Origin of the sequence: Pectobacterium sp. IFB5596 (assembly GCF_021432585.1) — a bacterium.
GTDB lineage: Bacteria > Pseudomonadota > Gammaproteobacteria > Enterobacterales > Enterobacteriaceae > Pectobacterium > Pectobacterium punjabense.
Genome location: NZ_LXFY01000001.1, coordinates 171,115 through 196,170 on the forward strand (window position 1 = coordinate 171,115; position 25,056 = coordinate 196,170).

At 49.2% G+C, this 25,056-nt stretch carries 26 protein-coding genes; 8 read left to right on the plus strand and 18 right to left on the minus strand.

Annotated features, from left to right (window positions below):
• The first annotated feature begins 103 nt into the window (after positions 1–103).
• Both fadD and rnd read left to right on the plus strand, forming a co-directional pair.
• Positions 104–1,789, plus strand: coding sequence for a long-chain-fatty-acid--CoA ligase FadD (gene fadD / locus A6301_RS00870; RefSeq protein WP_234256888.1), 1,686 nt, complete (start codon positions 104–106; stop codon positions 1,787–1,789).
• Positions 1,790–2,002: 213 nt separating this feature from the next.
• Positions 2,003–3,127: a ribonuclease D gene (rnd, locus tag A6301_RS00875; protein WP_234256889.1), complete on the plus strand. Its 1,125-nt coding sequence runs from the start codon at positions 2,003–2,005 to the stop codon at positions 3,125–3,127.
• Between the two features lie 262 nt (positions 3,128–3,389).
• Here the strand turns inward: rnd and minE are convergent, their stop codons facing one another.
• Genes minE through minC form a run of 3 tightly spaced genes read right to left on the minus strand, consistent with a single transcriptional unit; the run spans position 3,390 to position 5,182 of the window.
• Positions 3,390–3,659 (minus strand): cell division topological specificity factor MinE, encoded by a 270-nt coding sequence (minE, locus tag A6301_RS00880; protein WP_005968801.1) that lies wholly within the window; start codon positions 3,657–3,659, stop codon positions 3,390–3,392.
• 3 nt (positions 3,660–3,662) lie between these two features.
• A complete protein-coding gene (gene minD / locus A6301_RS00885) occupies positions 3,663–4,475 on the minus strand; it encodes a septum site-determining protein MinD (RefSeq protein WP_107170568.1) in 813 nt (270 codons plus the stop codon).
• A gap of 20 nt (positions 4,476–4,495) precedes the next feature.
• Complete coding sequence (minC, locus tag A6301_RS00890; protein ID WP_107170567.1) at positions 4,496–5,182, minus strand: septum site-determining protein MinC; 687 nt, start codon at positions 5,180–5,182, stop codon at positions 4,496–4,498.
• A gap of 136 nt (positions 5,183–5,318) precedes the next feature.
• Here minC and A6301_RS00895 point away from each other — a divergent pair, with 136 nt between their 5' ends.
• The 3 genes from A6301_RS00895 to A6301_RS00905 all read left to right on the plus strand — a co-directional run bounded on the left by A6301_RS00895 (position 5,319) and on the right by A6301_RS00905 (position 7,129).
• The gene (locus A6301_RS00895) at positions 5,319–5,576 is read left to right on the plus strand and encodes a YcgL domain-containing protein (RefSeq protein WP_107170566.1); all 258 of its coding nucleotides are present in this window, start codon (positions 5,319–5,321) and stop codon (positions 5,574–5,576) included.
• Between the two features lie 342 nt (positions 5,577–5,918).
• Positions 5,919–6,575 carry a fumarylacetoacetate hydrolase family protein gene (locus tag A6301_RS00900; protein ID WP_107170565.1) on the plus strand — a complete coding sequence of 219 codons (657 nt, stop codon included), beginning with the start codon at positions 5,919–5,921 and terminating at the stop codon, positions 6,573–6,575.
• A gap of 107 nt (positions 6,576–6,682) precedes the next feature.
• Entirely contained in the window at positions 6,683–7,129 is a 447-nt protein-coding gene (locus A6301_RS00905; protein WP_014699866.1) for a YcgN family cysteine cluster protein, read from the plus strand.
• A gap of 118 nt (positions 7,130–7,247) precedes the next feature.
• Here A6301_RS00905 and mgtS read toward each other — a convergent pair whose 3' ends face one another.
• A complete protein-coding gene (gene mgtS / locus A6301_RS00910) occupies positions 7,248–7,343 on the minus strand; it encodes a protein MgtS (protein ID WP_005968788.1) in 96 nt (31 codons plus the stop codon).
• Between the two features lie 313 nt (positions 7,344–7,656).
• Between mgtS and A6301_RS00915 the strand changes: the two genes are divergently transcribed.
• On the plus strand, positions 7,657–7,854 hold the full coding sequence (locus tag A6301_RS00915) for a DNA polymerase III subunit theta (protein ID WP_010275471.1): 198 nt from the start codon (positions 7,657–7,659) through the stop codon (positions 7,852–7,854).
• Between the two features lie 87 nt (positions 7,855–7,941).
• Here the strand turns inward: A6301_RS00915 and dsbB are convergent, their stop codons facing one another.
• Positions 7,942–8,472: a disulfide bond formation protein DsbB gene (gene dsbB / locus A6301_RS00920; RefSeq protein ID WP_107170564.1), complete on the minus strand. Its 531-nt coding sequence runs from the start codon at positions 8,470–8,472 to the stop codon at positions 7,942–7,944.
• 195 nt (positions 8,473–8,667) lie between these two features.
• On the minus strand, positions 8,668–10,248 hold the full coding sequence (gene nhaB, locus A6301_RS00925; protein ID WP_107170563.1) for a sodium/proton antiporter NhaB: 1,581 nt from the start codon (positions 10,246–10,248) through the stop codon (positions 8,668–8,670).
• A 229-nt stretch (positions 10,249–10,477) separates the two neighbouring features.
• On the opposite strand from nhaB, the gene fadR reads away from it, so the two are divergent.
• Positions 10,478–11,197 carry a fatty acid metabolism transcriptional regulator FadR gene (gene fadR / locus A6301_RS00930; protein WP_107170562.1) on the plus strand — a complete coding sequence of 240 codons (720 nt, stop codon included), beginning with the start codon at positions 10,478–10,480 and terminating at the stop codon, positions 11,195–11,197.
• A gap of 88 nt (positions 11,198–11,285) precedes the next feature.
• Here fadR and A6301_RS00935 read toward each other — a convergent pair whose 3' ends face one another.
• The 8 genes from A6301_RS00935 to A6301_RS00970 all read right to left on the minus strand — a co-directional run bounded on the left by A6301_RS00935 (position 11,286) and on the right by A6301_RS00970 (position 17,958).
• On the minus strand, positions 11,286–12,827 hold the full coding sequence (locus A6301_RS00935) for a SpoVR family protein (RefSeq protein ID WP_107170685.1): 1,542 nt from the start codon (positions 12,825–12,827) through the stop codon (positions 11,286–11,288).
• Between the two features lie 241 nt (positions 12,828–13,068).
• Entirely contained in the window at positions 13,069–13,968 is a 900-nt protein-coding gene (locus tag A6301_RS00940; RefSeq protein ID WP_215483833.1) for a tagatose-bisphosphate aldolase, read from the minus strand.
• Positions 13,969–14,005: 37 nt separating this feature from the next.
• On the minus strand, positions 14,006–14,539 hold the full coding sequence (locus A6301_RS00945) for an ATP-binding protein (RefSeq protein ID WP_234256890.1): 534 nt from the start codon (positions 14,537–14,539) through the stop codon (positions 14,006–14,008).
• Positions 14,536–14,973, minus strand: coding sequence for a PTS sugar transporter subunit IIA (locus tag A6301_RS00950; protein WP_234256891.1), 438 nt, complete (start codon positions 14,971–14,973; stop codon positions 14,536–14,538). The genes A6301_RS00945 and A6301_RS00950 overlap by 4 nt, the downstream gene beginning before the upstream one ends.
• Before the next feature lie 6 nt (positions 14,974–14,979).
• Positions 14,980–15,258, minus strand: a complete 279-nt coding sequence (locus A6301_RS00955) for a hypothetical protein (protein WP_234256892.1) — start codon at positions 15,256–15,258, stop codon at positions 14,980–14,982.
• A 64-nt stretch (positions 15,259–15,322) separates the two neighbouring features.
• A complete protein-coding gene (locus A6301_RS00960) occupies positions 15,323–16,660 on the minus strand; it encodes a PTS sugar transporter subunit IIC (protein WP_234256893.1) in 1,338 nt (445 codons plus the stop codon).
• A gap of 13 nt (positions 16,661–16,673) precedes the next feature.
• Positions 16,674–16,967, minus strand: a complete 294-nt coding sequence (locus tag A6301_RS00965; protein ID WP_107170556.1) for a PTS sugar transporter subunit IIB — start codon at positions 16,965–16,967, stop codon at positions 16,674–16,676.
• A 10-nt stretch (positions 16,968–16,977) separates the two neighbouring features.
• Entirely contained in the window at positions 16,978–17,958 is a 981-nt protein-coding gene (locus tag A6301_RS00970; RefSeq protein ID WP_234257172.1) for a 6-phosphofructokinase, read from the minus strand.
• Positions 17,959–18,441: 483 nt separating this feature from the next.
• Here A6301_RS00970 and A6301_RS00975 point away from each other — a divergent pair, with 483 nt between their 5' ends.
• Positions 18,442–19,695 carry a D-amino acid dehydrogenase gene (locus A6301_RS00975; RefSeq protein WP_234256894.1) on the plus strand — a complete coding sequence of 418 codons (1,254 nt, stop codon included), beginning with the start codon at positions 18,442–18,444 and terminating at the stop codon, positions 19,693–19,695.
• A 24-nt stretch (positions 19,696–19,719) separates the two neighbouring features.
• On the opposite strand, the gene A6301_RS00980 is transcribed toward A6301_RS00975, so the two are convergent.
• The 4 genes from A6301_RS00980 to yeaG form a co-directional block, all read right to left on the minus strand.
• Positions 19,720–20,919 (minus strand): multidrug effflux MFS transporter, encoded by a 1,200-nt coding sequence (locus A6301_RS00980; protein ID WP_205542365.1) that lies wholly within the window; start codon positions 20,917–20,919, stop codon positions 19,720–19,722.
• Positions 20,920–21,117: 198 nt separating this feature from the next.
• Positions 21,118–21,528: a hemerythrin domain-containing protein gene (locus A6301_RS00985; protein WP_005968772.1), complete on the minus strand. Its 411-nt coding sequence runs from the start codon at positions 21,526–21,528 to the stop codon at positions 21,118–21,120.
• A 131-nt stretch (positions 21,529–21,659) separates the two neighbouring features.
• Positions 21,660–22,934 (minus strand): YeaH/YhbH family protein, encoded by a 1,275-nt coding sequence (locus tag A6301_RS00990; RefSeq protein WP_168444501.1) that lies wholly within the window; start codon positions 22,932–22,934, stop codon positions 21,660–21,662.
• A 36-nt stretch (positions 22,935–22,970) separates the two neighbouring features.
• Positions 22,971–24,905 carry a protein kinase YeaG gene (yeaG, locus tag A6301_RS00995; RefSeq protein WP_137739647.1) on the minus strand — a complete coding sequence of 645 codons (1,935 nt, stop codon included), beginning with the start codon at positions 24,903–24,905 and terminating at the stop codon, positions 22,971–22,973.
• Positions 24,906–25,056: the final 151 nt, after the last annotated feature.

Consider the following 25,056-nt stretch of genomic DNA (forward strand, 5'->3'; position numbering starts at 1 on the left):
TGTTTGTTAGCTAACTGGTAGGCTGAGTTAAAATAATGTTAATAACTATATGCCTATGAGGGCGACGACGATGCCACTAAAAAAATATCTCGGGAGTGACGTCTTGGAAAAAATTTGGTTATCACGTTATCCGGCGGACGTACCGGCGGAAATCGATCCAGAACGCTATTCGTCGTTGGTTGAAATGTTTGAAAATAACGTAAGGCGTTATGCCGATCGACCTGCATTCATCAACATGGGTGAGGTGATGACGTTTCGCAAGTTGGAAGAGCGGAGCCGGGCGTTTGCGGCCTATCTTCAAAATCAGCTTAAATTGCAGAAAGGCGATCGCGTGGCGCTGATGATGCCCAATCTGCTGCAATACCCTGTTGCACTGTTTGGTGTGCTGCGTGCGGGTATGGTGGTCGTCAACGTCAACCCGCTGTACACGCCACGGGAACTGGAACACCAGCTAAAAGATAGCGGTGCCAGCACGATTGTGATCGTCTCGAACTTTGCGCATACGCTGGAAAAAATTGTCCATAACACGGCGGTGAAGCACGTTATCCTGACCCGCATGGGCGACCAGCTATCCACGGCAAAAGGCACGCTGGTTAACTTCGTAGTGAAATACATTAAGCGGCTGGTGCCCAAGTACCATCTGCCGGATGCCATCTCGTTTCGTCGTGTTTTGCAAGAAGGACGGCGTCAGCAATATGTGCGGCCTGATATCATCAATAGCGATCTGGCCTTTCTGCAATATACTGGTGGTACGACGGGCGTCGCCAAAGGCGCGATGCTCACGCACCGCAATATGCAGGCGAATGTGGCACAGTGTCTTGCGGCTTATGGCCCGGTGTTGAGGGAAGGAAATGAATGGGTGGTCACGGCGTTGCCGCTGTACCACATTTTTGCGTTGACGGCTAACTGTCTGCTTTTCTTTGAGTTGGGCGGACAGAATTTATTGATCACCAACCCCCGAGATATCCCCGCGGTGGTAAAAGAACTGAAGCAATATCCTTTTACTGCGATTACTGGCGTCAATACGCTGTTTAATGCGTTGCTCAATAATAAAGAATTCCATGAGCTTGATTTCTCGACACTGCGGTTATCCGTTGGCGGAGGCGCGTCAGTGCAACGGGCAGTGGCAGAACGCTGGGAGAAACTCACGGGTAAACATCTGCTTGAAGGATATGGCTTAACAGAAAGTTCCCCTCTGGTGGCCGTGAATCCCTACGATCTCAAGCATTACAGCGGCAGTATCGGGCTGCCAGTCGCATCAACGGATGTCAGAATCATTGACGATAACGGCAACGATGTGGGGCCGGGCGAATCCGGTGAACTGTGGGTGCGCGGGCCGCAGGTGATGTTAGGATACTGGCAGCAGCCTGCTGCCACGGATGACGTATTAAAAGACGGCTGGCTGGCGACAGGTGACATTGTCACGGCTGATGACGAAGGATTCCTGCGGGTGATCGATCGCAAGAAGGATATGATTCTGGTTTCCGGTTTTAACGTCTATCCTACGGAGATTGAAGACGTCATTAGTCGTCATCCCAAAGTCTCCGAGTCGGCAGTGATTGGGGTCGAAAATGAAGTATCCGGTGAGGCAGTTAAAGCCTTTGTGGTAAGGCGCGATCGCACGTTAACGAAAGAAGAACTCATCACCCACTGTCGCCGTAATCTTACGGGCTATAAAGTGCCGAAAGAGATCGAATTTTGTGAGGATTTGCCGAAATCCAACGTCGGGAAAATCCTGCGCCGCGAATTACGTGAAGATAAGAAGGCGAAGAAAGACGCTGCCGCTTGACGATTTTCCGCGAAAAACGACTGCCAGAGAGAGGCAGGACGCGATATGATGTTTTCACGCCGGTTTATCCGGCGTTCTTTTTTATGACGGATTTATTCGTCGTTACCCCATGGGCCGTCGCTTGCGACGTTAAAAATTTCCGCCGGGAATTTTTTACGGCGATACGGATTTGACCCAGAACCGTAAAGTAAAAACAACCAAGAGAATGACGTTTTGAATTATCAGTTGATCACTTCCGACATCGGGTTACAACAGGTCTGCGCCCAGGCGCGGCGCTTTCCGCAGGTGGCATTGGACACGGAGTTCGTCAGAACCCGCACGTATTACCCGCAATTAGGGTTGATTCAATTGTATGACGGCGAACAGCTTTCGCTTATCGACCCGTTAACGATTACAGACTGGGCTCCTTTTCAATCATTACTGCGTGACGAGCAGGTCACTAAATTCCTGCATGCGGGCAGCGAAGATCTGGAAGTCTTTCTCAATACGTTTGGAACACTACCGACGCCTTTCATTGATACACAGATTCTGGCCGCATTTTTAGGCAAGCCACTTTCTTATGGCTTTGCTGCGCTGGTGGCTGACTACATGGACGTGACGCTGGATAAAAGTGAGTCGAGAACGGACTGGCTTGCCCGTCCACTGAGCGAAAAACAGTGCGACTACGCGGCTGCTGATGTGTTCTATCTGTTACCGATGGCGATCCAACTGGTGGCGGATACAGAAGCCGCGGGCTGGATGAATGCCGCGTTGGACGAGTGCCTCCTGCTTTGTCAGCGTAAACAGGATATTTTGTCCCCGACGCTGGCCTATCGTGAATTTGGCAACGCCTGGCAACTGCGTGGACGACATCTGGCATGTCTTCAGCGTTTGGCTGAGTGGCGTTTACGTAAAGCGCGTGAGCGGGACAGCGCGGTGAATTTTGTCGTACGTGAAGAGAACCTTTTGCAGGTTGCACGCTGTTTGCCGTCTTCGCTGGGGGAACTGAGTTCTCTGGGGCTGAGCGGCCCTGAAATCCGTTATCACGGCAAAACGCTGCTGGATTGTGTTGCGCAGACGGAAGGCATTGCTGATGTGGATTGCCCACCACCAGTAATTAATTTGATCGACCACCCCAGCTATAAGAAAGCATTTAAAGATATCAAGGCGTTGGTGCAGCGCGCCAGTGAACAGAGTGGCTTATCCGCCGAATTATTGGCATCACGTCGTCAAATTAATCGCCTGCTGAACTGGCACTGGAAATTAACGGGGCAAGATGCCAGTACACCAGAAATGCTATCTGGCTGGCGTGGTCAGTTATATGGCGATGAACTGCGCGAAATTGTGCAGGGCTATTAATCACTGGCAAACGAGTCTTCTTAAGACGCCTTATTTGTTGCGATGTTCAATTAGAGAAAAGCAGCAAATAGGGTGAGAAGAATGTGGTGAAAAACAGAATAAAAATAAATACTGGCTAAATATACAGTTTATTTTAAACGATTCGAGTTTTAGAAAGGTGATAAAAGAAAAAATCCTGATGGTTTACTCAGGTAAGTGATTCGGATGTATGACGGGAATATATATCCCCTGCGTGAAAGCAGGGGATATCACAGCAGAAAAATCATTTAGGCGTTTCTTCCGCTTCCGGTAATGTCACGTTTAACTCAAGCACGGAAATATCATCTCCTTTTTGCTCAAGTTGAACTGTCACCATCTCAGGATCAATCTGTACATATCTACAGATAACCTCAAGAATGTCTCGCTTTAATTGCGGCAGATAATGGGGTTCACTATCACCCCGGCGTCGCTCCGCGACAATAATTTGCAGCCGTTCCTTGGCAATATTGGCTGTCGTTTTTTTGCGGGACAGAAAGAAGTCCAGTAAAGCCATAATTTATCCCCCAAAAAGTCGTTTAAGGAAACCCTTCTTCTCTTCTTCAATAAAACGGAAAGGACGCTCTTCGCCAAGCAAACGTTCAACGGTATCCGCGTAGGCTTTACCTGCATCGGCTTCCGCATCCAGAATAACGGGTTCGCCCTGGTTAGAGGCGCGTAGCACGGATTGGTCTTCAGGAATAACGCCAACCAGCGGAATCCGCAGGATCTCAAGGACGTCTTCCATACTCAACATATCACCACGGCTCACCCGCCCTGGGTTGTAGCGCGTCAACAGCAGATGCTCTTTAATCGGATCTTCAGAACGTTCCGCACGACGTGATTTAGAGGACAGAATGCCCAGAATACGGTCGGAATCGCGAACGGAAGACACTTCCGGGTTAGTGGTGATAATCGCTTCGTCGGCGAAATAGAGTGCCATCAATGCACCTGTTTCAATCCCGGCTGGCGAATCACACACGATAAAATCGAACGCCATATCGCTCAGGTCGTTGAGTATTTTTTCAACGCCCTCATGCGTTAACGCATCCTTATCGCGTGTTTGTGATGCAGGCAGAATATAGAGATTGTCCGTTCTCTTATCTTTGATCAGCGCTTGATTCAGTGTGGCATCACCCTGAATCACGTTCACGAAGTCATACACCACGCGACGCTCACATCCCATGATCAGGTCGAGGTTACGTAGACCGATATCAAAATCGATGACAACCGTTTTTTTTCCTTTCTGGGCTAAACCGGTAGCAATGGCCGCGCTTGATGTGGTCTTGCCAACGCCCCCTTTACCCGATGTAACAACAATGATGCGTGCCATAAATGTTTCCTTGGGAGATTCTAGTCTAGAGGTTTTATCGTTAACACATTGTCCAGCTGGTTCAGGTTGATCCGTGCTGGTTGCCCAAAATACGCTTCAGGAATCTGGTCGCTCAGCCAGTAACGTCCGGCAATAGAGACCAGTTCTGCGGCCAGATGCGTACAGAATATCTGGCTTTGAACATCGCCAGAAACGCCCGCGAGGGCTCGGCCGCGCATCATGCCGTAAATATGAATATTGCCATCAGCAATCACCTCTGCCCCTGCGCTAACGCTGCTCATGACGATTAAGTCACTGTTTCGAGCATAGATCTGTTGGCCGGAGCGAACAGGGGTGTTGATGACTTTCGTTTTCACCGCGGTAGGAACAGCCGCAACGGGTTCGATTGCCCGACGTTGTGCTTTGCCTTCACTCAAAAGAGGAAGCCCCGCCTGCGCAATGGCTTGTTTTAATACGTCGTCGGTGCATCCGCTGACGCCAACGACATGCAGGCCTGTTGATGAAATGGCCTGCTGCAATTTTATCCAGTCGGTTTCCGCTGTTAATGCAGCAACATTAATGACAACGGGGGCATTTTTCAGGAAAGCAGGCGCTTGCTCTATTTTTTCCTGTAGTGCCTGGTAAATTACCTCGGGTTGGGAATCATGCAAATGAACAACCGATAAGGTAAAGCTGCTGCCTTTTAGCTCTATTGGCGTTTGTGACATCTATCCTGACTCAGTTTCAGCATCTTTTAATCCCTAGAGTAACATTTAAGGCATGATATTCCAGAGCGCTGTAAGCATGTTATAGTTACAATTATATACAGGCAAGATGGCATTCCCATCAAATAGAGTAAAAAAAATGTTTTGTGTGATCTATCGAAGTGCTAAACGCGATCAGACCTATCTTTATGTTGAAAAAAAAGACGATTTTTCACGCGTGCCTGAAGAATTAATGAAAAGTTTTGGTGCGCCGCAGTTGGCCATGGTTTTACCGCTGGATGGGCGTAAAAAATTGGCGAATGCCGATATAGAAAAAGTAAAACTTGCGCTTCAGGAACAGGGCTTTTATCTACAGGTTCCGCCGCCGGTTGAAAGCTTATTAACCACGCCGGTGTAAATGTAAAAAAATAATACTAAGGCGTAATTTCAGATAAAGCCGAACACATAATTTGGTGTGGAATATCTCGACGGTTTACATGATATTCCGCACGATAAATATTCATCTTTCGAGTTTTAGCCCGTCATAATTTAATGGTTTCTATTCTTGATAGGCTATGGTGCCTTCTTCAGACCACGCGATCGGTAACCTTGCGCTCCTGAAATCTGTTGGGAGAACCCCTGCTGCGATGATATAACGATGGTTTTGCACCATCGTGTTCTTATATAGCGGCTTTCTTTTTGGGCATATTCTGCGCCATGAAAGCAGCGATAATCCAACAGACAGGGCAGGAGAATACCCATGTATCAACACAGAGACTGGCAGGGCGCGCTGCTTGATTTCCCAGTAAATAAAGTCGTTTGCGTCGGAAGCAACTACTCAGAACATATCAAAGAAATGGGAAGTGCAACCCCGAGTGAGCCAGTTTTATTCATCAAGCCTGAAACCGCATTGTGTGATTTACGCCAGCCCGTCGCCATTCCCAAAAACCTGGGATCGGTACACCATGAAGTCGAGCTGGCGGTGCTGATTGGCACGCCGTTAAAGCAGGCGAATGAAGAACGCGTCGCTCGTGCAATCGCGGGTTATGGCGTAGCGCTGGATTTGACGCTGCGTGATTTGCAGTCTGAATTCAAAAAAGCGGGTCAGCCGTGGGAAAAAGCCAAAGCATTTGATGGCTCTTGCCCGATCTCCGGTTTTATTCCGGTCGCTGAGTTTGGCGATCCGCAGCAAACCGAACTGGGTGTAAAAGTGAATGATGAAGTACGCCAGCAGGGCAACACGCGTGATATGATTACGCCGATTCTGCCGCTGATTGCCTATATGAGCCGTTTCTTTACGCTGCGTGCGGGCGATATTATTTTGACGGGTACGCCAAAAGGGGTTGGTCCGATCCTGTCTGGCGATATGCTGACGATTACGGTCAATGACCGGACGCTGAGCACACGTATTATTTAACGCTCTGGCTGCCCGTATCGAACGACGGGCAGCAACACTTCCCCGCAGTGCCTGCCAGAATCACGTATCTTTATTTACAACGCTATAGATTTACAACAGGAAGAAACATGACTGAACGCCCTTTTTGGCAGCAAAAAACGTTGTCTGAGATGTCTGACGATGAATGGGAGTCGCTGTGCGATGGCTGCGGTCAGTGCTGTTTGCATAAACTGATTGATGAGGATACGGAGGAGATCTACTTTACCAACGTCGCCTGTAATCAACTGAATATTAAAAGCTGCCAGTGCCGTAACTATGAGAAACGCTTCGAGTATGAGCCGGACTGTATCAAGCTCACGCGAGAAAACCTGCTGACGTTTAACTGGCTACCGGCGACCTGTGCTTATCGTCTAGTTCATGAGCGTGAGGATTTACCGCAGTGGCATCCGTTGGTCTGTGGTACCAAGACAGCCATGCACCGCGAACGTATCTCGGTGCGCCATATTGCCGTGCGCGAAAGCGAAGTGGTGGACTGGCAAGACCATATCCTGAACAAACCAGAATGGGCACGATAATTTTTGTTCGGCGCGGGTTGTTGTATGACGAAAACAAGTTGCATGCCTAAAACAAGAAGCCCCTCAATCTGAATCTCTCAGAAGAGGGGCTTTTTATCGGGGGGAGAGTCAGTGCTCATTAGTCATCCCATTTGGGGCTCAGGTACGCCGCCAGAAAGCTAAGAAAGAGGATGCCGCCCAATACGGCGATGAAAATATTGATATTGCCTAACATGATTGTTTCTCCTGAATACATTAATTGCGCTAGAAATACCTCATAGGGTGAGAAGTCGTTGTTGACCTGCGATACCTACTATAGGCATGAGTGGGGTTGTAATGAAGAAAAAGTGCTCAAAAAGGGGCGGGTGGTTTAAATACCATTGAGGAAGAAAACGCCGCACTTCACTGCTGGAATCGAAACATCCATTTTTTTGCCCACCACTTCACATTTTTCTTTTTCCTTGTGCGAATCATGCTGTCGTCTCCGGCATAAATCGTGACGTGTTGTATAATTTTAGAGCAGTTAAACCAGCAGAGGGGGAGAGCATGTGATTAACTTTGAGAAAATCATCCTTGAATACAGCGAGCAGTACACTGACTTTGCTGCCTCCACGATTGCTTTCATGGAAAGTCAGGAAAAAAAGATCGACGCAGATGAAATATCACGAAGAATCCCGCAAGAAAAAAGGCCTTTCTTCAACGAGCGATTAGGCCATTATCGGGATATCTACAGGCCACAGCAGTGACGGTTGGCGTGAGTCTGTGAAGTGCAGAAACGGTTACCAGAAGCCCGACATATTGTCGGGCTTTTCGGTTTCTTAACAGATTATGTATTAACGGCTGAAGAGGTCGCGGCGCTTGGGACGGAAGGGCTGAGCGATCAGTACCAGCGCAGCAATCAACAGATAAGCAGCAAAGATGCCGAGCAGCCATTGTGGCATTTCCATCGAAAGGAACGACCATTGACGCTCTGAGCAATCCCCTGTCGCATTGAAAATGGCGGGAAGCCATTTGTCCAAAGGCAGCCATGACGGGAAGCTGACAAAGAAATCACAGGTGTTAAACGGCGACGGATTCAACAAGATATCCGTATGCTTCCATGCCAATCGAACCCCTTCGTACGAGCTGTATATCCAGAGCGCAATGGCAGGGTAACGTAACGGTGTTGATGGTGCGATGGCACCGACAATACCTGCCGCGAAAACGCCCCATAGTGCACAGCGCTGATAGATACACAGCACGCACGGTTTTAATAGCATAACGTGCTGAAAATAGAGCGCAGTCAATTCCAACGCTAAAGCGGTAAACGCCAGCAGCAGCCACGCACCACGTCCGCGTGAGCAACGATTAAGAAATCGCAACATAAAAATATTCCATGCTAAACATGATTAAAGCAGCAGTGTAAACCGTTCTGGCTTCACTGCCATCATTTCACTGTGCAAAACGTAACGATATGTTTATTTGATGCTTTTCTGTCATTTTTTCGGCGACAATGTCCCTGTGGATAGGATCATCAACAGGGACATTGCCACCACCGTAATGACTATACACGATCGTGATTATGAGTGACTGCCCGATAGGGTCAAATTTGGCAAAGAAATCCAGTGATTATTCAGCAAAAAGTCAGTGAACGGCACCAGCGCGAATTCAACGCAAAGCAACCCGACCAGCGTCATCACTATGGTGTAAGGCAGCGCCATGATCACCATACGCCCGTAAGAGAGGCGGATAAGCGGTGCCAGCGCGGATGTCAGCAAGAACAGAAACGCAGCTTGCCCATTCGGCGTAGCAACCGAAGGCAGGTTGGTGCCGGTATTGATCGCCACGGCGAGCAGTTCGAACTGAGAATACGAGATCTGTCCATTTTTAAATGCATTGTGGGCTTCGTTAATGTAAACCGACCCTACAAAGACATTATCCGATATCGATGATAGCAAGCCATTGAACAGATAAAACTGTGTTAACTGGGCGCTATCCGAAGATTGCAGGACGTAATGGATGATCGGTGAGAACAGGTGCTGATCGATAATGACGGCGACGATGGCAAAAAAGACTGTCAACAGCGCGGTAAACGGCATGGCATCTTGAAACGCTTTTCCGATAGCGTGTTCTTCGCTTACGCCGCAGAACGTTGTGGCCATAATAATCACGGAAAGACCAATCAACCCGACTTCAGCCAGATGGAACGCCAGCGCGATGATGAGCCAAACGCCAATCAGCGCCTGCACGAGTAAACGCACGTTATCCTGCGGCGTACGTTTTTCTGTCATGTCCCGATCATAATCCTCAAGTACACGGCGTACGCTGTCCGGCAGGTTTACCCCATAGCCGAACAGTTTAAAACGTTCGACCAGCACGCAGGTCAGAATACCGCAAATAAACACCGGGACAGTCACGGGTGACATGCGCAGGAAAAAATTGACGAAATCCCAGCCAGCGCTTTTCGCGATAATCAGGTTTTGAGGTTCGCCGACCATCGTCATCACCCCACCCAACGCTGTGCCGACGCCAGCGTGCATGAGCAGGCTGCGTAAGAAGGCGCGAAACTGTTCCAACGTGGACCGATGCTCCTCGCTGCTTAATGCACTGTCATCGCTGATGTCGGCATCACTTTCACCCTGTTGGGACGCGAAACGGTGATAAATACCGTAAAACCCGATGGCGACGCTGATCACGACGGCAATTACCGTCAACGCGTCTAAAAACGCGGAGAGAAACGCTGCCGCTATACAGAAGGCGAGTGAGAGTAGCGTTTTGGAGTGAATGCGCAGCAGCAGTTTGGTAAACACAAACAGCAGCAGTTGCTTCATGAAGTAGATGCCTGCCACCATAAATACCAGCAGCATGAGCACTTCAATATTCCCTGTGACTTCATGCCACACCTGCTGTGGGCTGGTCATGCCGATGAGAATCGCCTCCAGCGCCAGCAGACCGCCTGGCTGTAGCGGATAGCATTTCAGCGCCATACCGAGCGTAAAAATAAACTCCACGACCAATAACCAGCCTGCCCAGAACGGACTAATAAAATAGAACAGCAGTGGATTAATCAGCAAGAAGCAAAAAATAGTCAACTTGTACCAGTTTGGTGACTGCCCAAGAAAGTTTTTAAACAGTGCGTGGTGAAGGGGCATGCCAATCATGATGAGAAGAGAATCCTTATTCGTTAGAATAGTTTGATGGTTTTTATCATACCGTAAAAACTTTACAAATGGTCATAAGTCTACCGTTCGTCGCAGTGAGGGGCGGTTTGCAGTCACAATTTTTCATTGAAATGGTTCGGGGTCTGAGTACGGCGCTATATCATGATTCTTTCGTCTGGTATTATGGTTCGGCTTTTTTCGGCAATCACCGCTACGGATTATCAAACACATGGTTATAAAGGCGCAAAGTCCGGCTGGATTCGCGGAAGAATACATTATCGAAAGTATATGGAATAACCGTTTTCCACCAGGCTCTATTTTGCCCGCGGAAAGAGAGCTTTCCGAACTGATCGGCGTGACCCGTACTACCCTGCGCGAGGTGCTTCAGCGCTTAGCCCGCGATGGCTGGCTGACGATACAGCACGGGAAACCAACCAAGATTAACAATTTTTGGGAAACTTCTGGGCTTAACATTCTGGAAACGTTGGCTCGGCTCGATCACGATAGCGTCCCGCAACTGATCGATAACCTGCTGGCTGTGCGCACCAATATCGCCGCAATTTTTATTCGGACGGCGTTACGACATAATCCTGAAAAGGTGCGCGATGTGCTGACCCAGTCAAACGCGGTTGATGACAGCGCAGAAGCCTTTGCGCTACTTGACTATAACGTGTTCCGTGGTTTGGCTTTTGCTTCTGGCAACCCGATTTATGGCCTGATCCTGAACGGTTTGAAAGGATTATATATTCGCGTAGGGCGATATTATTTCTCCAACCCAGAAGCCCGTAAGCTGGCGGTGAATTTTTACGGTCGGTTGGAAACGTTACGCAGCGAAGAGCTGTACGATCAGGTTATGGATGTCGTCAGACATTACGGTAAAGAAAGTGGAGCGATCTGGCACAGTATGCAGAGCGCCATCCCGCGAGATATCGCGGAAGTGCGCCGCTAAGACGTCATTCGCTTCATCGTGAAAAGGGGATTCAGGTACTGCCTGAATCCCCTTTGTCTTTTATCGGCGAAGCTTTTTACCTGTGCCGCTATGCGGATGCCGCCCCGTTACGCGGCGGGCAGCGCTCAATTAGCTCAATGCTGCCATCTGAGTTAGCCTGCTCCAGATAAACATCAAACCCCCACAGGCGATGGACGTGTTTTAACACTTCCTGACTGCTTTTATCTAAGGGCGCGCGGTTATGCGGAACGTATCGCAGTGTCAGCGCTCGGTTGCCGCGCAAATCCACGTTCCAGACCTGAATATTTGGCTCCAAATGGCTCAGATTGTACTGCGCGGACAACTCTTGCCGAATTAAACGATAACCTTCTTCGTCGTGAATCGCGGCAATTTCCAGATAGTTGTTTCGATCATCGTCCAGCACGGTAAATAGCCGGAAATCGCGCATCAATTTAGGTGATAAGAACTGGCTGATGAAGCTCTCATCCTTGAAATTCTGCATTGCGAAATGCAGCGTATCAAGCCAGTCCTTACCCGCGATATCGGGGAACCAGTAGCGGTCTTCCTCTGTCGGTGACTGACAAATACGCTTGATGTCCTGAAACATTGCGAAGCCCAGCGCATAGGGGTTGATGCCGCTGTAATACGGGCTGTTATACGGCGGCTGATAAATCACGTTGGTATGGCTGTGCAGGAATTCCAGCATGAAACGCTCAGAGACTCGACCCTCATCATAAAGATGGTTCAGGATGGTGTAGTGCCAGAAGGTGGCCCAGCCTTCATTCATCACCTGAGTCTGCTTCTGTGGATAGAAATACTGGCTGACTTTCCGCACGATACGCAACACCTCTCGTTGCCAAGGCTCGAGCAGCGGGGCGTTTTTCTCCATAAAGTAGAGCAGGTTTTCCTGCGGTTCTTGCGGAAAGCGTCTTGCTTGTTCTGGTGCCGTCCCCTGTTCGCGGCGCGGTAAGGTTTTCCAGAGATCGTTGACCTGGCTTTGCAGATAGGCCTCGCGGCTTTTCTGGCGAGATTTTTCCTCTTCGAGCGAGATTTTCTGCGGACGCTTATAGCGGTCAACGCCGTAATTCATGAGCGCATGGCAGGAGTCTAACAGGTGCTCGACCTCATCCACGCCATAACGTTCTTCACATTGCGCAATATACTGCCGGGCAAAGAGCAAATAATCGACGATAGAGCTGGCGTCGGTCCAACTGCGGAACAGATAGTTGCCTTTGAAGAACGAATTGTGTCCGTAGCAGGCGTGTGCCATGACGAGTGCCTGCATCGGTAGCGTATTTTCTTCCATCAAGTACGCGATACAGGGATCGGAGTTAATGACGATTTCATATGCCAGCCCCTGCTGCCCGTGCTTGTACCGCTGTTCGGTTTCGATAAATTTTTTCCCGAACGACCAGTGGGCATAGTTGATCGGCATACCTATGCTGGAATAGGCATCCATCATTTGTTCTGAGGTGATTACCTCGATCTGATGAGGATAGGTTGCCAGACGATACAGCTTGGCTACCCGATCAATCTCGTCGAGATAAACCCGCAATAACTCAAATGTCCAGTCCGGTCCATCACTCAGGCGAAGTGTTTTTTTTACCTGATTATCCGTCGATATAGCCATCAGCGCGCCCCCTAGCATAACAAGCCTGTAGATGAGATCCCGTGTGCTGCCTTCCCGTTGGCTCCTGTCAAAAAATCATCGTGGTTCATTTAGTTATAGCTGAGCTTTGGAGACGCGGCAATTGACTAATTGAGCGTATTCAGTGGATAAATATCGCTGATGGGATAAAAAAGAACGGTGTTTGCACTGTCTATCAATCGGGGAGTGCGCTCCCCTGAGAGAGCGCAACATGCCATCTGAACTAGGGGCGCTGATACCGTTTTAACAGCACCTGAATATCGTTGAGGCGGGACACGGCGAGCGTGGACAACTTCTCTTTAGAAATGTTGCGATCGAGTGAGATGCAATCCTTCCAGAGGGAACGTCCGGCAATCACACCAGAGGCACCATTTTTCAACGCGCTCTCTACCTGAGGGAGAAAGGTGGCGTGATCGACGCCCGCAGACAGGACAGCCCAAGGTATTTCACCGCAGAGCGTGGTCACGCGCGCGCAGGCTTCATCCGATCCAGGATAAGGGATCTTCAACACTTTTGCGCCTTGCTCAATACAGGCCTGACAGCCCGCCGGAATGAGCTCGGGCAGAAGATGGGTATAGGCTTCGCGAGATTCATTTTCCAGAGAATAGGTGAGGAACTCGACGACGAGCAGCAAGTCTTCCTGTGCAAAGTCCTGAATCACGGCACGAAGTGTTTCAAGATTACGGGTATTGGCGTCTGGGATATCTGGGCGAAGATAGATCATAATTTTTCCGCCAGTGGCACCCCATTCACGCACTTTACGGGCCGTTACGCCCTCAACCATCGTGGAGATCCGATAGCCTTCCGGGCTCGTTTCCCAGCCAGAGGCATCCAGACCGATGAGTAGGCCGGTATCGCGAGGCAAAATATTGTCGTCTATCAAGCCTGGTATGGCGCAGATCGGGTCAACCAGCACACAGCCCGCCTCAGCCGCTAGATAGCGGGTGATATCATATTTTGTTTTACCTAATGTTTCATTGGAAATGGCAGCTTGTGCCTCTGATGTTGGCGCTAATAGTGTACGCATACCGCCACGTTGATCGCAGGCAATGACCATCATGGCGCCCGTCTCGTCACAAATTAATTGATATCCCCGGTGTTCAGCTGTTGTCATGGTGTTCATGATAATTATCCTCATAAAAATTAATGTAAATAAGCGATTAACCCAGATGTGTTTTGATCCATTGAATTAATTCCTGATGATTAATTTCCTTATCCTGATCAACCGTGTAACACTTTCCAATGCACATTGGCTGTGCCTGATGTGCGAGTGAAATTAATTCCGGGAGATACTCATCACCGGGATGGCCCTTTATTCTTTCATTCATTCTTTTTTGATACCGTTCCACAACCCGTTCAGGTGAGATAGCATTCCATATTTCAAGCGAATGCTTGACGCCACACGACGTGAGATATTCTTTTAATATCGACTTCTCACGGAATCCGAACCAGGCATCAAGTATGAAAATGTTATTTTCTGGAGCCTGTTGAACGATATTAAACATCGCCTGATACGCGGCGTATCCCAGCTTTCTATTTAACGTCCTGTCAATGACATCGCAGAACTGCATCATGAACGGCTCTTTTATTTCATCGAGGCTTAATCGTGGGAGATACAATTCGTCAGAAATAATACGTGCTACCGTGCTTTTCCCTGATGCTGGTATGCCATTTACTAAAATAAGCGTTTTCATAATACCCCGACAATATCATCTGCTGTGGTGGCACATCGAATACGGGAAAGCATGTCGTCCTGTTCTAATAAACTGACGATGGAGGCAATACCTTCTGTAATATGTGCATCGCTGTTAACGCCACCGAACATAATTAAAATATCCACCGGCTCACTTCCCTGAATAGAAAGTGGTGTTTGCAATGTCAGTAAACTAAAACAATTCTCAATGACGCCGCACTCAGGGCGTGCATGAGGAATAGCGATGCCTTCATCAAAAACATAATAAGGACCGTATTCCTTCGTGCTGTTTATTACAGCAAGCGGATAGTTCTTCGTAATACACCCTGCGCTGATTAATGGTTTTGCGGCACAATAAATAGCCTCTTCCCATGTTTCACATATCACGCCGAGTTGAATGCAATTGTGCTGCAAAAGGAAATTTTTTATGCTCATAAAGCCTCATATATTTTTCCGAATGGTGTTCCTGAGTTCATCGATCTGAATGAAAATAGTATCAACGCGATCCCGATAGTCAGGATGGGAAGAAAATAATTGAATGGCCTGGTTGTATTTAATTATTAGCGTTTTTTGCGTTTCACTATGGGTTGGATCTTGTGCTAAACGAGATTCAAGTTCAGCTAATTCCTCCTCAATTTCCCTGACGCGGTTGTTATCCGTATTATCACGGCGGCCGGAAGAGGAGGTTGGCGATAAAAAACGTTTAAGTGAAGAAAACATAGTGACTCCTTAACAATCTACACCATGACATTAATGACGACAGGCCATGCGATGTGTTTATGCGTTATTGCGATAGTTTACGATTCGCAATAAAGGCAATGACTGCAACAAACGCGATAAATACGGCGACAAATAACCAGTCTTGCTGGAAGGCGTGTCCTAATATCAACCCTGTACCGATGACATCAGAATCACTGAAGGTGACGCCAGTAAATCCGAAGACCTCCAGTAATGGCACCAGAATGGCGGGTAACAAGGTAATGAAAAGGCCATGAACCACACCGCCGATAATTGCACCACGTCGTCCTCCCATCGCGTTACCGAAAATACCCGCCGTTCCGCCCGCAAAGAAGTTGGTCAATAACCCTGGCAAAATCATCGCCAATCCAAACATGGGGAAGATCAGCATTCCCAGGATTGAACCGACGGTGGTGGCGAGGAAGCCAACAATCACGGCGTTGGGAGCATAGGGGAAGAGCACCGGGCAATCCAACGCGGGTTTAGCATTAGGCACCAGACGCATGGCGATACCTCGAAATGCAGGTACCAGCTCATTAAGCAGCAGGCGTACGCCGCTGTAGAGAACGAAAACGCCCGCCACAAACTGCATGGACTGCATGAAGGAATACATCAGATAGTTGACGCCATTGGCATACTGCGCGATGTAGGCGGGTCCCGCAGCCAAGGCGGGGATAAGGTACATTGGCACCATGACGACGGCCATCGACAGGTAGGTATCCTGCAAGAATTTGAAGTTATCGGGCAGCGTTAAATCTTCTGTAGATTTGGAGTTTTTACCGACTAGCCGAGCGACGGCAGCCTGCACCAGATATCCAATGGTACAAAAATGGCCCAGTGCAACATCATCCGAATTCGTGATTTTACGGACAATCGGCTGCGCCAGCGCAGGCATCAGCACGGCCATCACGCCGCCAAATATGCCTCCGGTGAGGATCAACGTCGCGCCGCTCAAGCCCGACTTATAGCCGATCACCGTACCGATTGTTGCCATCCACAGCAGAGCCTGCCCCGTCAGGAAGATATATTTAAAGGGAGTAATCCGCGCAATCAGGATGTTGACGGCGAAGATCGCCATCAGCGTCAATGCGACTTCGGACCCAAGTTCGCGGTTTGCCAATCCGGCGATAGCGGCGACATCGGTGATGTAGCCCTTCATGCCGAAACCGTGGGTAAAGATGCTGTTCAAGTACGTCAGGGCATCGACGATAATGTTAATCCCTGCCATCATGATGAGGAAACCAAGCAGTGTCTTGAACGTCCCCTCTGCAATTTTTCCTACCGATTTTTTCTGTAAAATCAATCCGATCATGGCGATCAGTGCGATTAATATGGAGGCCTGGCCTAATAAATCTTTCACAATGAAATTGATAACGGTGTTCATTTTTCACCTCATGCTATTTATGAGCCTGGATGTAGGCTAAAATTTTTTCTTCTATTTCATCTTTGTCGGTAAGTTTATTAAGAATGATGACTCTTTTTTTCTCATCTTCACTGGCGTCGCTATTCAGGATCTCCGCAAATATTTTCTGGGTTAGAATGACGTCATAATTAAAGGCTGAGGCTTCTGAAATCGTGGTATGATTGATTTCTGCATCAATTCCCAATTTTTTCAGTACGGATTTCGCACTCATTTCGATAGCGAAACTGGAACCTAATCCACAGCCGCAAACGCAAAGTACTTTCAACATGATAATGGCCTCATATAAGGTGATGAGCTTTCGCGAGCTTATAAAAATGGCTTTCGACATCAACCAAACGTCGTTCGGAATCCTCCAGGTCAATAGGGATGGCTTTATTGTTGTTATTAATAATGATAATTTTATTGGTCAGCCCGGCGTTAATGCATCGGACCATTTCTTCTGCTAACAGTGTGCCCTGAATAATTTCTTCCCCGGTGGGCGCGCCATTTCGTAAACCGTACCCTAAAATGGTTTTTCGGATGCGGATTCCAACCTTATGCTCAATTTTCTTGATAATCGTGTCTATGGCACCCTGAAAGCCAGGTGTATATTCCTGAGTGTATCCTTCAGAGCATAAAATAATGACGCTATTCTGTTCTGCGATTTTCTCGCGAATACGTTGCGATAATGTATCAATGTTCCACTGTGATTCTGGAATGAGTGCGATATCGGCATTGCTCTTTAATGCTGCCTGTAGTGTTAGTTCACCGCAATAGCCACCGAGTAATTCAATCATAAAGACCCGACCTTGTAATCCCCGGCCCGTATTGCGTAATTTCTCCACTTCACTCATTACCTGCTCGCAGGCGGTAGAAAAACCAATCGTATAGCTGTTCCCTGAAATATCATTATCGATTGTCATTCCTACACCGTAACAATGAATGCCATAGTGGCTTAACTTTTTTAGAAATTGAAATGAACCATCTCCTCCCGCCATAATGAGCGCATCGAGTTTTTGTTTTTGGATGTTTTTAACGATGTGCTCGTAGTCTGTTTTTCTACATTTTCCATTTTTTCGCCCTGATGCAATCAGCGGCATTGATGAAATGGAGTAATCTACCAAATCTCGACGAGTGAGGATCTTACAGCAATTATCGATAAGGCCATTAATTCCCCCATCGAAAATGACGATGTCAGCGGCAGTCATTCTATTCACCTGATAGATGAAGTTATTTATTCCGCTAACGTCGCCGCCGCTAATGACTAATCCAATTTTCATCATCGCCCTCGAAAATATGAATAACCGTCGTGTGAACACAATGTTATTGAACTGATAAGGCGTTTTTTTGATGGATGTCGCAATTTTGTATTTAATTACGCGTAAGCATGTCTTGACAGCAAGATTGTTGCTTCTATTTGTGTGATGATGGTCATAATTTAAAAACAAGCAATCTAACTAACGTATTAATTAAACTGGGATTTAACATTTCTATCTTTTTTACTTTTCCTTCTCTTTTTTGCGAAAAAACGAAAGCGTATTTTGTGAATGGTTTCACAGTTATTTCGTTATGATTTCAGTGAAGAATCAACGGGACAAAAACATAACAATAAATAAATGTTATCGTCGAGGCAGGTGACAATTGCTTCCCAAATGCTAGAGTAGTCTTCAGTTTTACCTGTTAACTAGTGTTTTATTCCAGTTAATGAGTGATTCATTAGCAGATTAAATGGTCTTTAACGGTGCAAAAGGGAGAGTGGTCGCATGCGGGTTGTGATTCTGGGAAGTGGTGTAGTTGGCGTGAGTACCGCCTGGTATCTTGCGCAGGCAGGGCATGATGTCACCGTTATTGACAGGCAACCGGAGCCCGCGCTTGAAACCAGCGCAGCGAATGCAGGGCAGATCTCACCCGGCTATGCTGCACCGTGGGCTGCACCTGGCATACCGCTGAAGGCGATAAAATGGATGTTCCAGCGTCATGCACCTCTGGCTATCCGGCCAGATTTCACGGCGACACAGCTTTGCTGGATGTGGCAAATGTTACTCAACTGTGATGTGCGCCACTATAAAACCAATAAAGCCCGGATGGTGCGTCTGGCTGAATACAGCCGTGACTGCCTGCAACAGCTGCGGCGAGATACCGGCATCCAGTACGAAGGTCGGCAAGGGGGAACGCTTCAACTGTTCCGCACCGAACAGCAATATGACAATGCGATACGGGATATTGCCGTGCTGGAAGAGGCTGGCGTCCCGTATCAATTGTTGACTCGCCATGAGCTGGCCTCTGTCGAACCCGCATTGGCGAATGTCGTCTGGAAACTGACTGGTGGGCTGCGGTTACCACATGATGAAACGGGGGATTGCCAGCTGTTCACCCGTCAACTGGCCACGATGGCCGCTGATGCAGGGGTCACCTTCAAGCTGGGGCGTCACGTTCGTCAACTGCGAGTTGAAGGACATCATGTCACAGGCGTGCAGTGCGACGATGGCATGATTGTGGCTGATGCCTATGTGATGGCCTGCGGTTCCTATTCTACGGGACTACTGCGCCAGTGGTTCGATATTCCGGTTTATCCGTTGAAAGGTTATTCACTAACCATTCCTCTGGCGGATGATGCCGCCGCACCCGTTTCTACCGTGTTGGATGAAACGTACAAAGTTGCCATCACACGTTTTGATCATCGTATTCGCGTTGGTGGCATGGCGGAAGTGGTGGGTTTTAACACCGATCTGAACCCTAAACGGCGTGAGACGCTGGAAATGGTGGTGCGCGATCTGTATCCCCATTGTGGTCCGATCGAGCAAGCGACATTCTGGACAGGGCTGCGCCCGATGACGCCAGACGGCACACCGCTGGTGGGGCGTTCACCGCTGAAAAATCTGTATCTGAATACCGGACATGGCACGTTAGGCTGGACGATGGCCTGCGGGTCAGGGAAATTATTGGCAGATATTCTGTCAGATCAATCACCGGAGATTGAGTCCGATGATTTATCTGTAGAAAGATACGTTCGTTAGTGTATCTGTATTCAGTGTTTTGAACTAGGCGCGGGGCAGCGACGTAATGCTGCTCTTATGGTGACGCGTGAGCAGGCGGGCGCGTATCGCCAACAGGGCGGCACAGAGCATTACCAACGCCAGTGATATTTTTGACGGCAGAGGAATGGCCATCGCAATCAGCCCCAGCGCCGCACCGCCTGCCATCTGCACAAATCCTACCATCGCCGATGCAATACCCGCCTCGTTAGAATAAGGTTCCAGCGCATAGCTGGTGGACGGCCCGATCAAAAACGCCAGACCCGCACAGGCTAGCGCGACGGGGAACATATAAGTTGGCCAGGTGTCTTGCATCGCCTCTGGCAAGAGCGCGACGCCGCCGAGCAGCGAAAGAAAACCCGCCCCCATCAGCAGGCTACCGATAGCCAGACAACGTGGTCTACCGACTTTGCGGATAATACGATTCGCGAAGAAGCTGACCAGCATGATCCAAAAGCCGTTCGCGCCGAAGGCAATCGAAAACTCAAGCGGTGTGAGCTGTGCCTGATTCATTAACACCACAGGTGAAAAGGTGACATAGGTTAATGCCATCCCCATTGCGCCCGCATTGACTGACGCGAAGCCCAGAAAGTGGCGATCGGATAACAGGCGTGCATATTGGCGCAGCGGCAAGCCGTGTACGGGCAAGGTTGAATCCGGCCGTGTCTCGGGCAGGAAGCGGATCACGACTGCCAGCACTAGAATGCTGTAGCCTGCGAGGAACCAGAAAGGGGCACGCCAGCCGAAGGCCTCGGCTAAGAGCCCACCTAGTAGCGGTGCCAGCGCGGGTACAATATTCAGCGTACCGTTAAGAAAACCATAGGTTCTGGCAGCATCATCACCGTTTAGTTTGTCACGTACGCTGCTGAAAATGGCAACGGCGGTACAGCAGACGGCCATGCCCTGAAAAAGGCGTGAGAGAATGAATAGCGTGGCATCGGTGGCCAGTGCCGCCATGATCGCCCCAATGATGTAGATCACTACACCTGCCAGTGCCATTGGACGTCGACCATATTTATCAACCAGTGGCCCAGCCAAAAGCTGTCCTAATCCCATGACCAGAATAAAGAGGGCGACGGTGGACTGGATCAGCGATTCTGGGCTGTTCAGCGCCACGGCGATGGCGGGAATAAGCGGTAAATAAATGTCGATGCCCAGAGGGCCGAGTAGAACCAGAGTCAGTAAAATCAGAACAAATCGTTGCATAACAAAACAGAAATCTATGTTTTATGGGGCTGACAGGGTAATGCGCACGCTAGCGGAAAGGAAGTGTTATATTTGTGACGATGTCACAAACATGTGGCGGAAAATGAGTTTATATGTTCGGACGCGGGCGGTCATTAACAGGGCGGAGCGTCATGTGTCAGACATTCTCCCCCCTTTAGTCAGGCGTACTTAATGTGCCTAGGCTGTTTCAATACGGGGGTAAAAATCGTGATTCTCTCGCTGCATACGCTCATAGACTTTACGCAAGACGTGGTTAGCGTCCGCCCGGAAATCCCTATCATGGCCCACTAACTGTGAAGCTGTATTCCAGCGGCGGGAAAAGGCATCGTAATCCGCGGCAATGGTTTGCATTTCATCCTGATAATGCTGGCTCATTTTCGTTAATTGTTCATCACCGCTGCGTTGCAGAGAAGGGTAAAGCACGCGATCTTCCGCAGAAAGATGCAGTTTGATAGTCGAACTCATGGCGACAATGGCGCGGGCGATGTCAGTGGCGTTCTCCGTCACGCCTTCTCGCGATAGTCGACGCAGGGTGTCAATGCTTGCGAGTATTTCGGTATGCTGGTGTTTGAATTTATCAATATTCATGAGCGATTCTCTGTGCAGGTATAATGCTATTTATAATACATGTATTTTAAATGCATGTTTATAGAAAAATGCTCACAGAGATAAAATCAGCCAGCTAACTGTTAACAGATAACTGGCCGATTGAGAGGTCGCTAATGCCCTACGGTTTGTTTACGGAAGAGTTCACGGAAGACAGGGTAAATATCATCCTGATCGCGGATATGCTGCATAGCGAAATTGTCGAACGTATCGCGCAGCGTTTCATATTCGCGCCAGAGCGTCTGGTGTGAACGTCGGGTGATTTCAATGTAGCTGTAGTAACGCACCATCGGCAGCAGCTGATTCGCCAGAATCTGGTGACACAGCGGCGAATCATCTGCCCAGTTATCGCCGTCCGACGCCTGTGCGGCGTAGATATTCCACTGTGACGGATCGTAGCGCTCGCGCACGACTTCCTCCATCAGCTTTAGCGCACTGGAGACAATGGTGCCGCCGGTTTCCTGAGAGTAGAAGAATTCCTGTTCATCGACCTCTTTCGCCTGCGTGTGGTGGCGAATATAGACAACGTCGACGTTTTTGTAATTTCTGCTGAGGAACAGATACAGCAGAATATAAAAGCGTTTCGCCATGTCTTTCGTCGACTGATCCATAGAACCAGACACGTCCATCAAACAGAACATCACGGCCTGGCTCGATGGTTCGGCTCGACGCTCGTAGTTCTTGTAGCGCAGGTCAAACGTATCGATAAAAGGTACGCGTGCGATTTTCTGGCGTAGTTCGGCGATGTCCTGCCGTAACCGTTCCTCCTCCAGCAATTGTGCGGGTTCGGTGTGCGCCAATTGCTCTAACGACTCTTCCAACTCATGCAATGTGCGGCGTTTACCCGCCGTCATCGCCATACGGCGTGCCAGCGAGTTTTGTAGTGAACGCACGACGCTGATATTGGCGGGAACGCCGTTAGCGGTGTAGCCGGCGCGATGCGTTTTGTATTCGGTCATCTGCCGATGCTGGGTCTTCTTCAGATTCGGCAGCGCCAGATCTTCAAACAGCAGATCCAGATATTCGTCTTTGGAGATCTGAAAGACAAACTCATCCTCGCCTTCGCCGTCTTTGCTGGCGTCTCCCTGACCGGAACCACCGCCGCCACCTCCTTGTGGCCGCTCGATTTTGTCATTTTGTACGAAGTGATCGTTGCCAGGGTGGACGCGGTGGCGGCGTCCTCCACGGCCCTGATGGAACATCGGTTCGTTGATGTCTGCATTGGGGATCGACACCGACTCCCCGCTTTCGATGTCGGTCACCGAACGCTTATTAATGGCCTCGGAAATCGACTGTTTTATTTGCGACTTATAGCGGCGCAGAAAGCGTTGGCGGTTCACCGTGCTTTTGTTTTTGCCGTTCAGTCGCCTGTCAATAAAATAGGCCATGTTTCCCCCAAACGCTGTTGCCAGCATCGTGCGTCATTATGATGATTTCCTCACCCGCAGATACCATTCGCACAGCAAACGTACCTGCTTCCGGGTGTAGCCTTTCTCCATCATGCGATCGACGAAGTCATCATGCTTTTTCTGTTCATCCGTTGAGGTTTTGGTATTAAACGAAATCACAGGCAACAGCTCTTCCGTGTTGGAGAACATTTTCTTCTCGATAACCGTGCGCAGCTTTTCGTAACTGGTCCAGTTTGGATTCCTGCCGCTATTGCTGGCACGGGCGCGCAGGACGAAGTTGACGATCTCGTTACGGAAGTCTTTAGGGTTACTGATACCCGCAGGCTTCTCGATCTTTTCCAGCTCGGCGTTCAACGATTCGCGGTCAAACAACTGGCCCGTATCTGGGTCACGGTACTCCTGATCCTGAATCCAGAAGTCCGCATAGGTAACATAACGGTCAAAAATATTCTGTCCGTATTCGGAATAGGATTCGAGATAGGCTGTTTGGATCTCTTTACCGATAAACTCAGCGTACTTCGGCGTCAGATAACCTTTCAGGTGTTCCAGATATTTCTCTGCCAACTCCTGCGGGAATTGCTCGCGCTCGATCTGCTGTTCCAGTACGTAGAACAGGTGTACCGGGTTGGCGGCGACTTCGCTGTGATCGAAGTTAAAAACACGTGACAGAATCTTGAACGCGAAGCGGGTCGACAGACCGTTCATCCCTTCATCCACGCCCGCGTAGTCGCGGTACTCCTGATAGGATTTCGCTTTTGGATCGGTATCTTTCAGGCTTTCACCGTCGTAAACCCGCATCTTGGAGTAGATGCTGGAGTTTTCGGGATCTTTCAGGCGCGACAGAATGGAGAAGCGAGCCAGCGTTTCCAGCGTGCCGGGGGCGCAAGGCGCATGCGTCAGCTCGCTGTGATCCAGCAATTTGTCGTAGATTTTAACCTCTTCGGATACGCGCAGGCAGTACGGCACCTTCACGATATACACGCGGTCGAGAAACGCTTCATTGTTCTTGTTGTTACGGAACTGCACCCACTCGGACTCGTTGGAGTGCGCCAGAATAATCCCGTTGAATGGCAGGGCAGCAATGCCTTCCGTCCCGTTATAGTTGCCTTCCTGTGTCGCGGTCAGCAGCGGGTGGAGCACTTTGATCGGAGCCTTGAACATCTCCACGAACTCCATAATGCCCTGGTTCGCGCGGCACAATGCACCGGAGTAACCATAGGCATCGGGATCGTTCTGGGCAAAATGTTCCAGTTTGCGGATATCGACTTTACCGACCAGCGCGGAAATATCCTGATTGTTCTCATCGCCCGGTTCGGTTTTCGCGATCCCGATTTGCGCCAGAATGGATGGCCACACTTTGACAACCCTGAATTTGGAGATGTCGCCCCCGAATTCCTGCAAGCGTTTGGCGGCCCACGGCGACATGATGGTGCCGAGGTAGCGCCGCGGAATCGTATACTCTTTCTCGAGTATTGCGGCATCTTCCTGTGGATTGAATAGGCAGAGAGGATGGTCATTTACCGGGCTGCGTTCACCGTTGGCGCTGAGGATGTAAATGGGCACGCGCTGCATCAGGGCTTTTAAGCGCTCAGCCAGCGAGGATTTCCCGCCGCCGACGGGGCCCAACAGATACAGGATCTGCTTTTTCTCCTCCAATCCCTGAGCGGCGTGTTTCAGGTAAGAGACAATCTGTTCGATGGCCTCTTCCATACCGTAAAATTCTTCAAAAGCAGGATAGCGGGCAATCACCCGGTTCGAAAATAAGCGTGACATTCGTGATTCTTGGGCGGTATCCACCATTACAGGCTCACCGATAGCCGTTAACAATCGTTCAGCCGCGTTCGCATAAGCATTGCGATCCTGCTGACAGATGGTAAGGAATTCCTGCAGAGTGAACTCTTCGTCCTTGGCAGCGTCGTAGCGCTGGCGGTAGTGATCAAATATGTTCATAGCGATGCCCGTCCTTCGTCGATTAGCACAGATTAAGAGAGCGAGTGGAATATATGCCTATTAATGTATTGCCCTCCGAAAGAAGAAGTCTCCTGAACCCAGCAACCCTTATGCCAACTTGTGGCGTCAGGGCGTCGTGATTTTATTCATA

What these genes read in the sequence shown, in the direction of transcription:
- A6301_RS00895 (WP_107170566.1), top strand. Translation starts at nt 5,319, where the DNA reads ATGTTTTGTGTGATCTATCGAAGTGCTAAACGCGATCAGACCTATCTT.
- A6301_RS00980 (WP_205542365.1), bottom strand. Translation starts at nt 20,919, where the DNA reads ATGCAACGATTTGTTCTGATTTTACTGACTCTGGTTCTACTCGGCCCT.
- A6301_RS00990 (WP_168444501.1), bottom strand. Translation starts at nt 22,934, where the DNA reads ATGGCCTATTTTATTGACAGGCGACTGAACGGCAAAAACAAAAGCACG.
- A6301_RS00905 (WP_014699866.1), top strand. Translation starts at nt 6,683, where the DNA reads ATGACTGAACGCCCTTTTTGGCAGCAAAAAACGTTGTCTGAGATGTCT.
- A6301_RS00965 (WP_107170556.1), bottom strand. Translation starts at nt 16,967, where the DNA reads ATGTTGAAAGTACTTTGCGTTTGCGGCTGTGGATTAGGTTCCAGTTTC.
- A6301_RS00970 (WP_234257172.1), bottom strand. Translation starts at nt 17,958, where the DNA reads ATGAAAATTGGATTAGTCATTAGCGGCGGCGACGTTAGCGGAATAAAT.
- A6301_RS00975 (WP_234256894.1), top strand. Translation starts at nt 18,442, where the DNA reads ATGCGGGTTGTGATTCTGGGAAGTGGTGTAGTTGGCGTGAGTACCGCC.
- A6301_RS00955 (WP_234256892.1), bottom strand. Translation starts at nt 15,258, where the DNA reads ATGTTTTCTTCACTTAAACGTTTTTTATCGCCAACCTCCTCTTCCGGC.
- minD (WP_107170568.1), bottom strand. Translation starts at nt 4,475, where the DNA reads ATGGCACGCATCATTGTTGTTACATCGGGTAAAGGGGGCGTTGGCAAG.
- minE (WP_005968801.1), bottom strand. Translation starts at nt 3,659, where the DNA reads ATGGCTTTACTGGACTTCTTTCTGTCCCGCAAAAAAACGACAGCCAAT.
- nhaB (WP_107170563.1), bottom strand. Translation starts at nt 10,248, where the DNA reads ATGATTGGCATGCCCCTTCACCACGCACTGTTTAAAAACTTTCTTGGG.
- mgtS (WP_005968788.1), bottom strand. Translation starts at nt 7,343, where the DNA reads ATGTTAGGCAATATCAATATTTTCATCGCCGTATTGGGCGGCATCCTC.
- yeaG (WP_137739647.1), bottom strand. Translation starts at nt 24,905, where the DNA reads ATGAACATATTTGATCACTACCGCCAGCGCTACGACGCTGCCAAGGAC.
- A6301_RS00935 (WP_107170685.1), bottom strand. Translation starts at nt 12,827, where the DNA reads ATGGCTATATCGACGGATAATCAGGTAAAAAAAACACTTCGCCTGAGT.
- fadR (WP_107170562.1), top strand. Translation starts at nt 10,478, where the DNA reads ATGGTTATAAAGGCGCAAAGTCCGGCTGGATTCGCGGAAGAATACATT.
- minC (WP_107170567.1), bottom strand. Translation starts at nt 5,182, where the DNA reads ATGTCACAAACGCCAATAGAGCTAAAAGGCAGCAGCTTTACCTTATCG.
- dsbB (WP_107170564.1), bottom strand. Translation starts at nt 8,472, where the DNA reads ATGTTGCGATTTCTTAATCGTTGCTCACGCGGACGTGGTGCGTGGCTG.
- A6301_RS00950 (WP_234256891.1), bottom strand. Translation starts at nt 14,973, where the DNA reads ATGAGCATAAAAAATTTCCTTTTGCAGCACAATTGCATTCAACTCGGC.
- A6301_RS00940 (WP_215483833.1), bottom strand. Translation starts at nt 13,968, where the DNA reads ATGAACACCATGACAACAGCTGAACACCGGGGATATCAATTAATTTGT.
- A6301_RS00985 (WP_005968772.1), bottom strand. Translation starts at nt 21,528, where the DNA reads ATGAATATTGATAAATTCAAACACCAGCATACCGAAATACTCGCAAGC.
- A6301_RS00960 (WP_234256893.1), bottom strand. Translation starts at nt 16,660, where the DNA reads ATGAACACCGTTATCAATTTCATTGTGAAAGATTTATTAGGCCAGGCC.
- A6301_RS00900 (WP_107170565.1), top strand. Translation starts at nt 5,919, where the DNA reads ATGTATCAACACAGAGACTGGCAGGGCGCGCTGCTTGATTTCCCAGTA.
- A6301_RS00945 (WP_234256890.1), bottom strand. Translation starts at nt 14,539, where the DNA reads ATGAAAACGCTTATTTTAGTAAATGGCATACCAGCATCAGGGAAAAGC.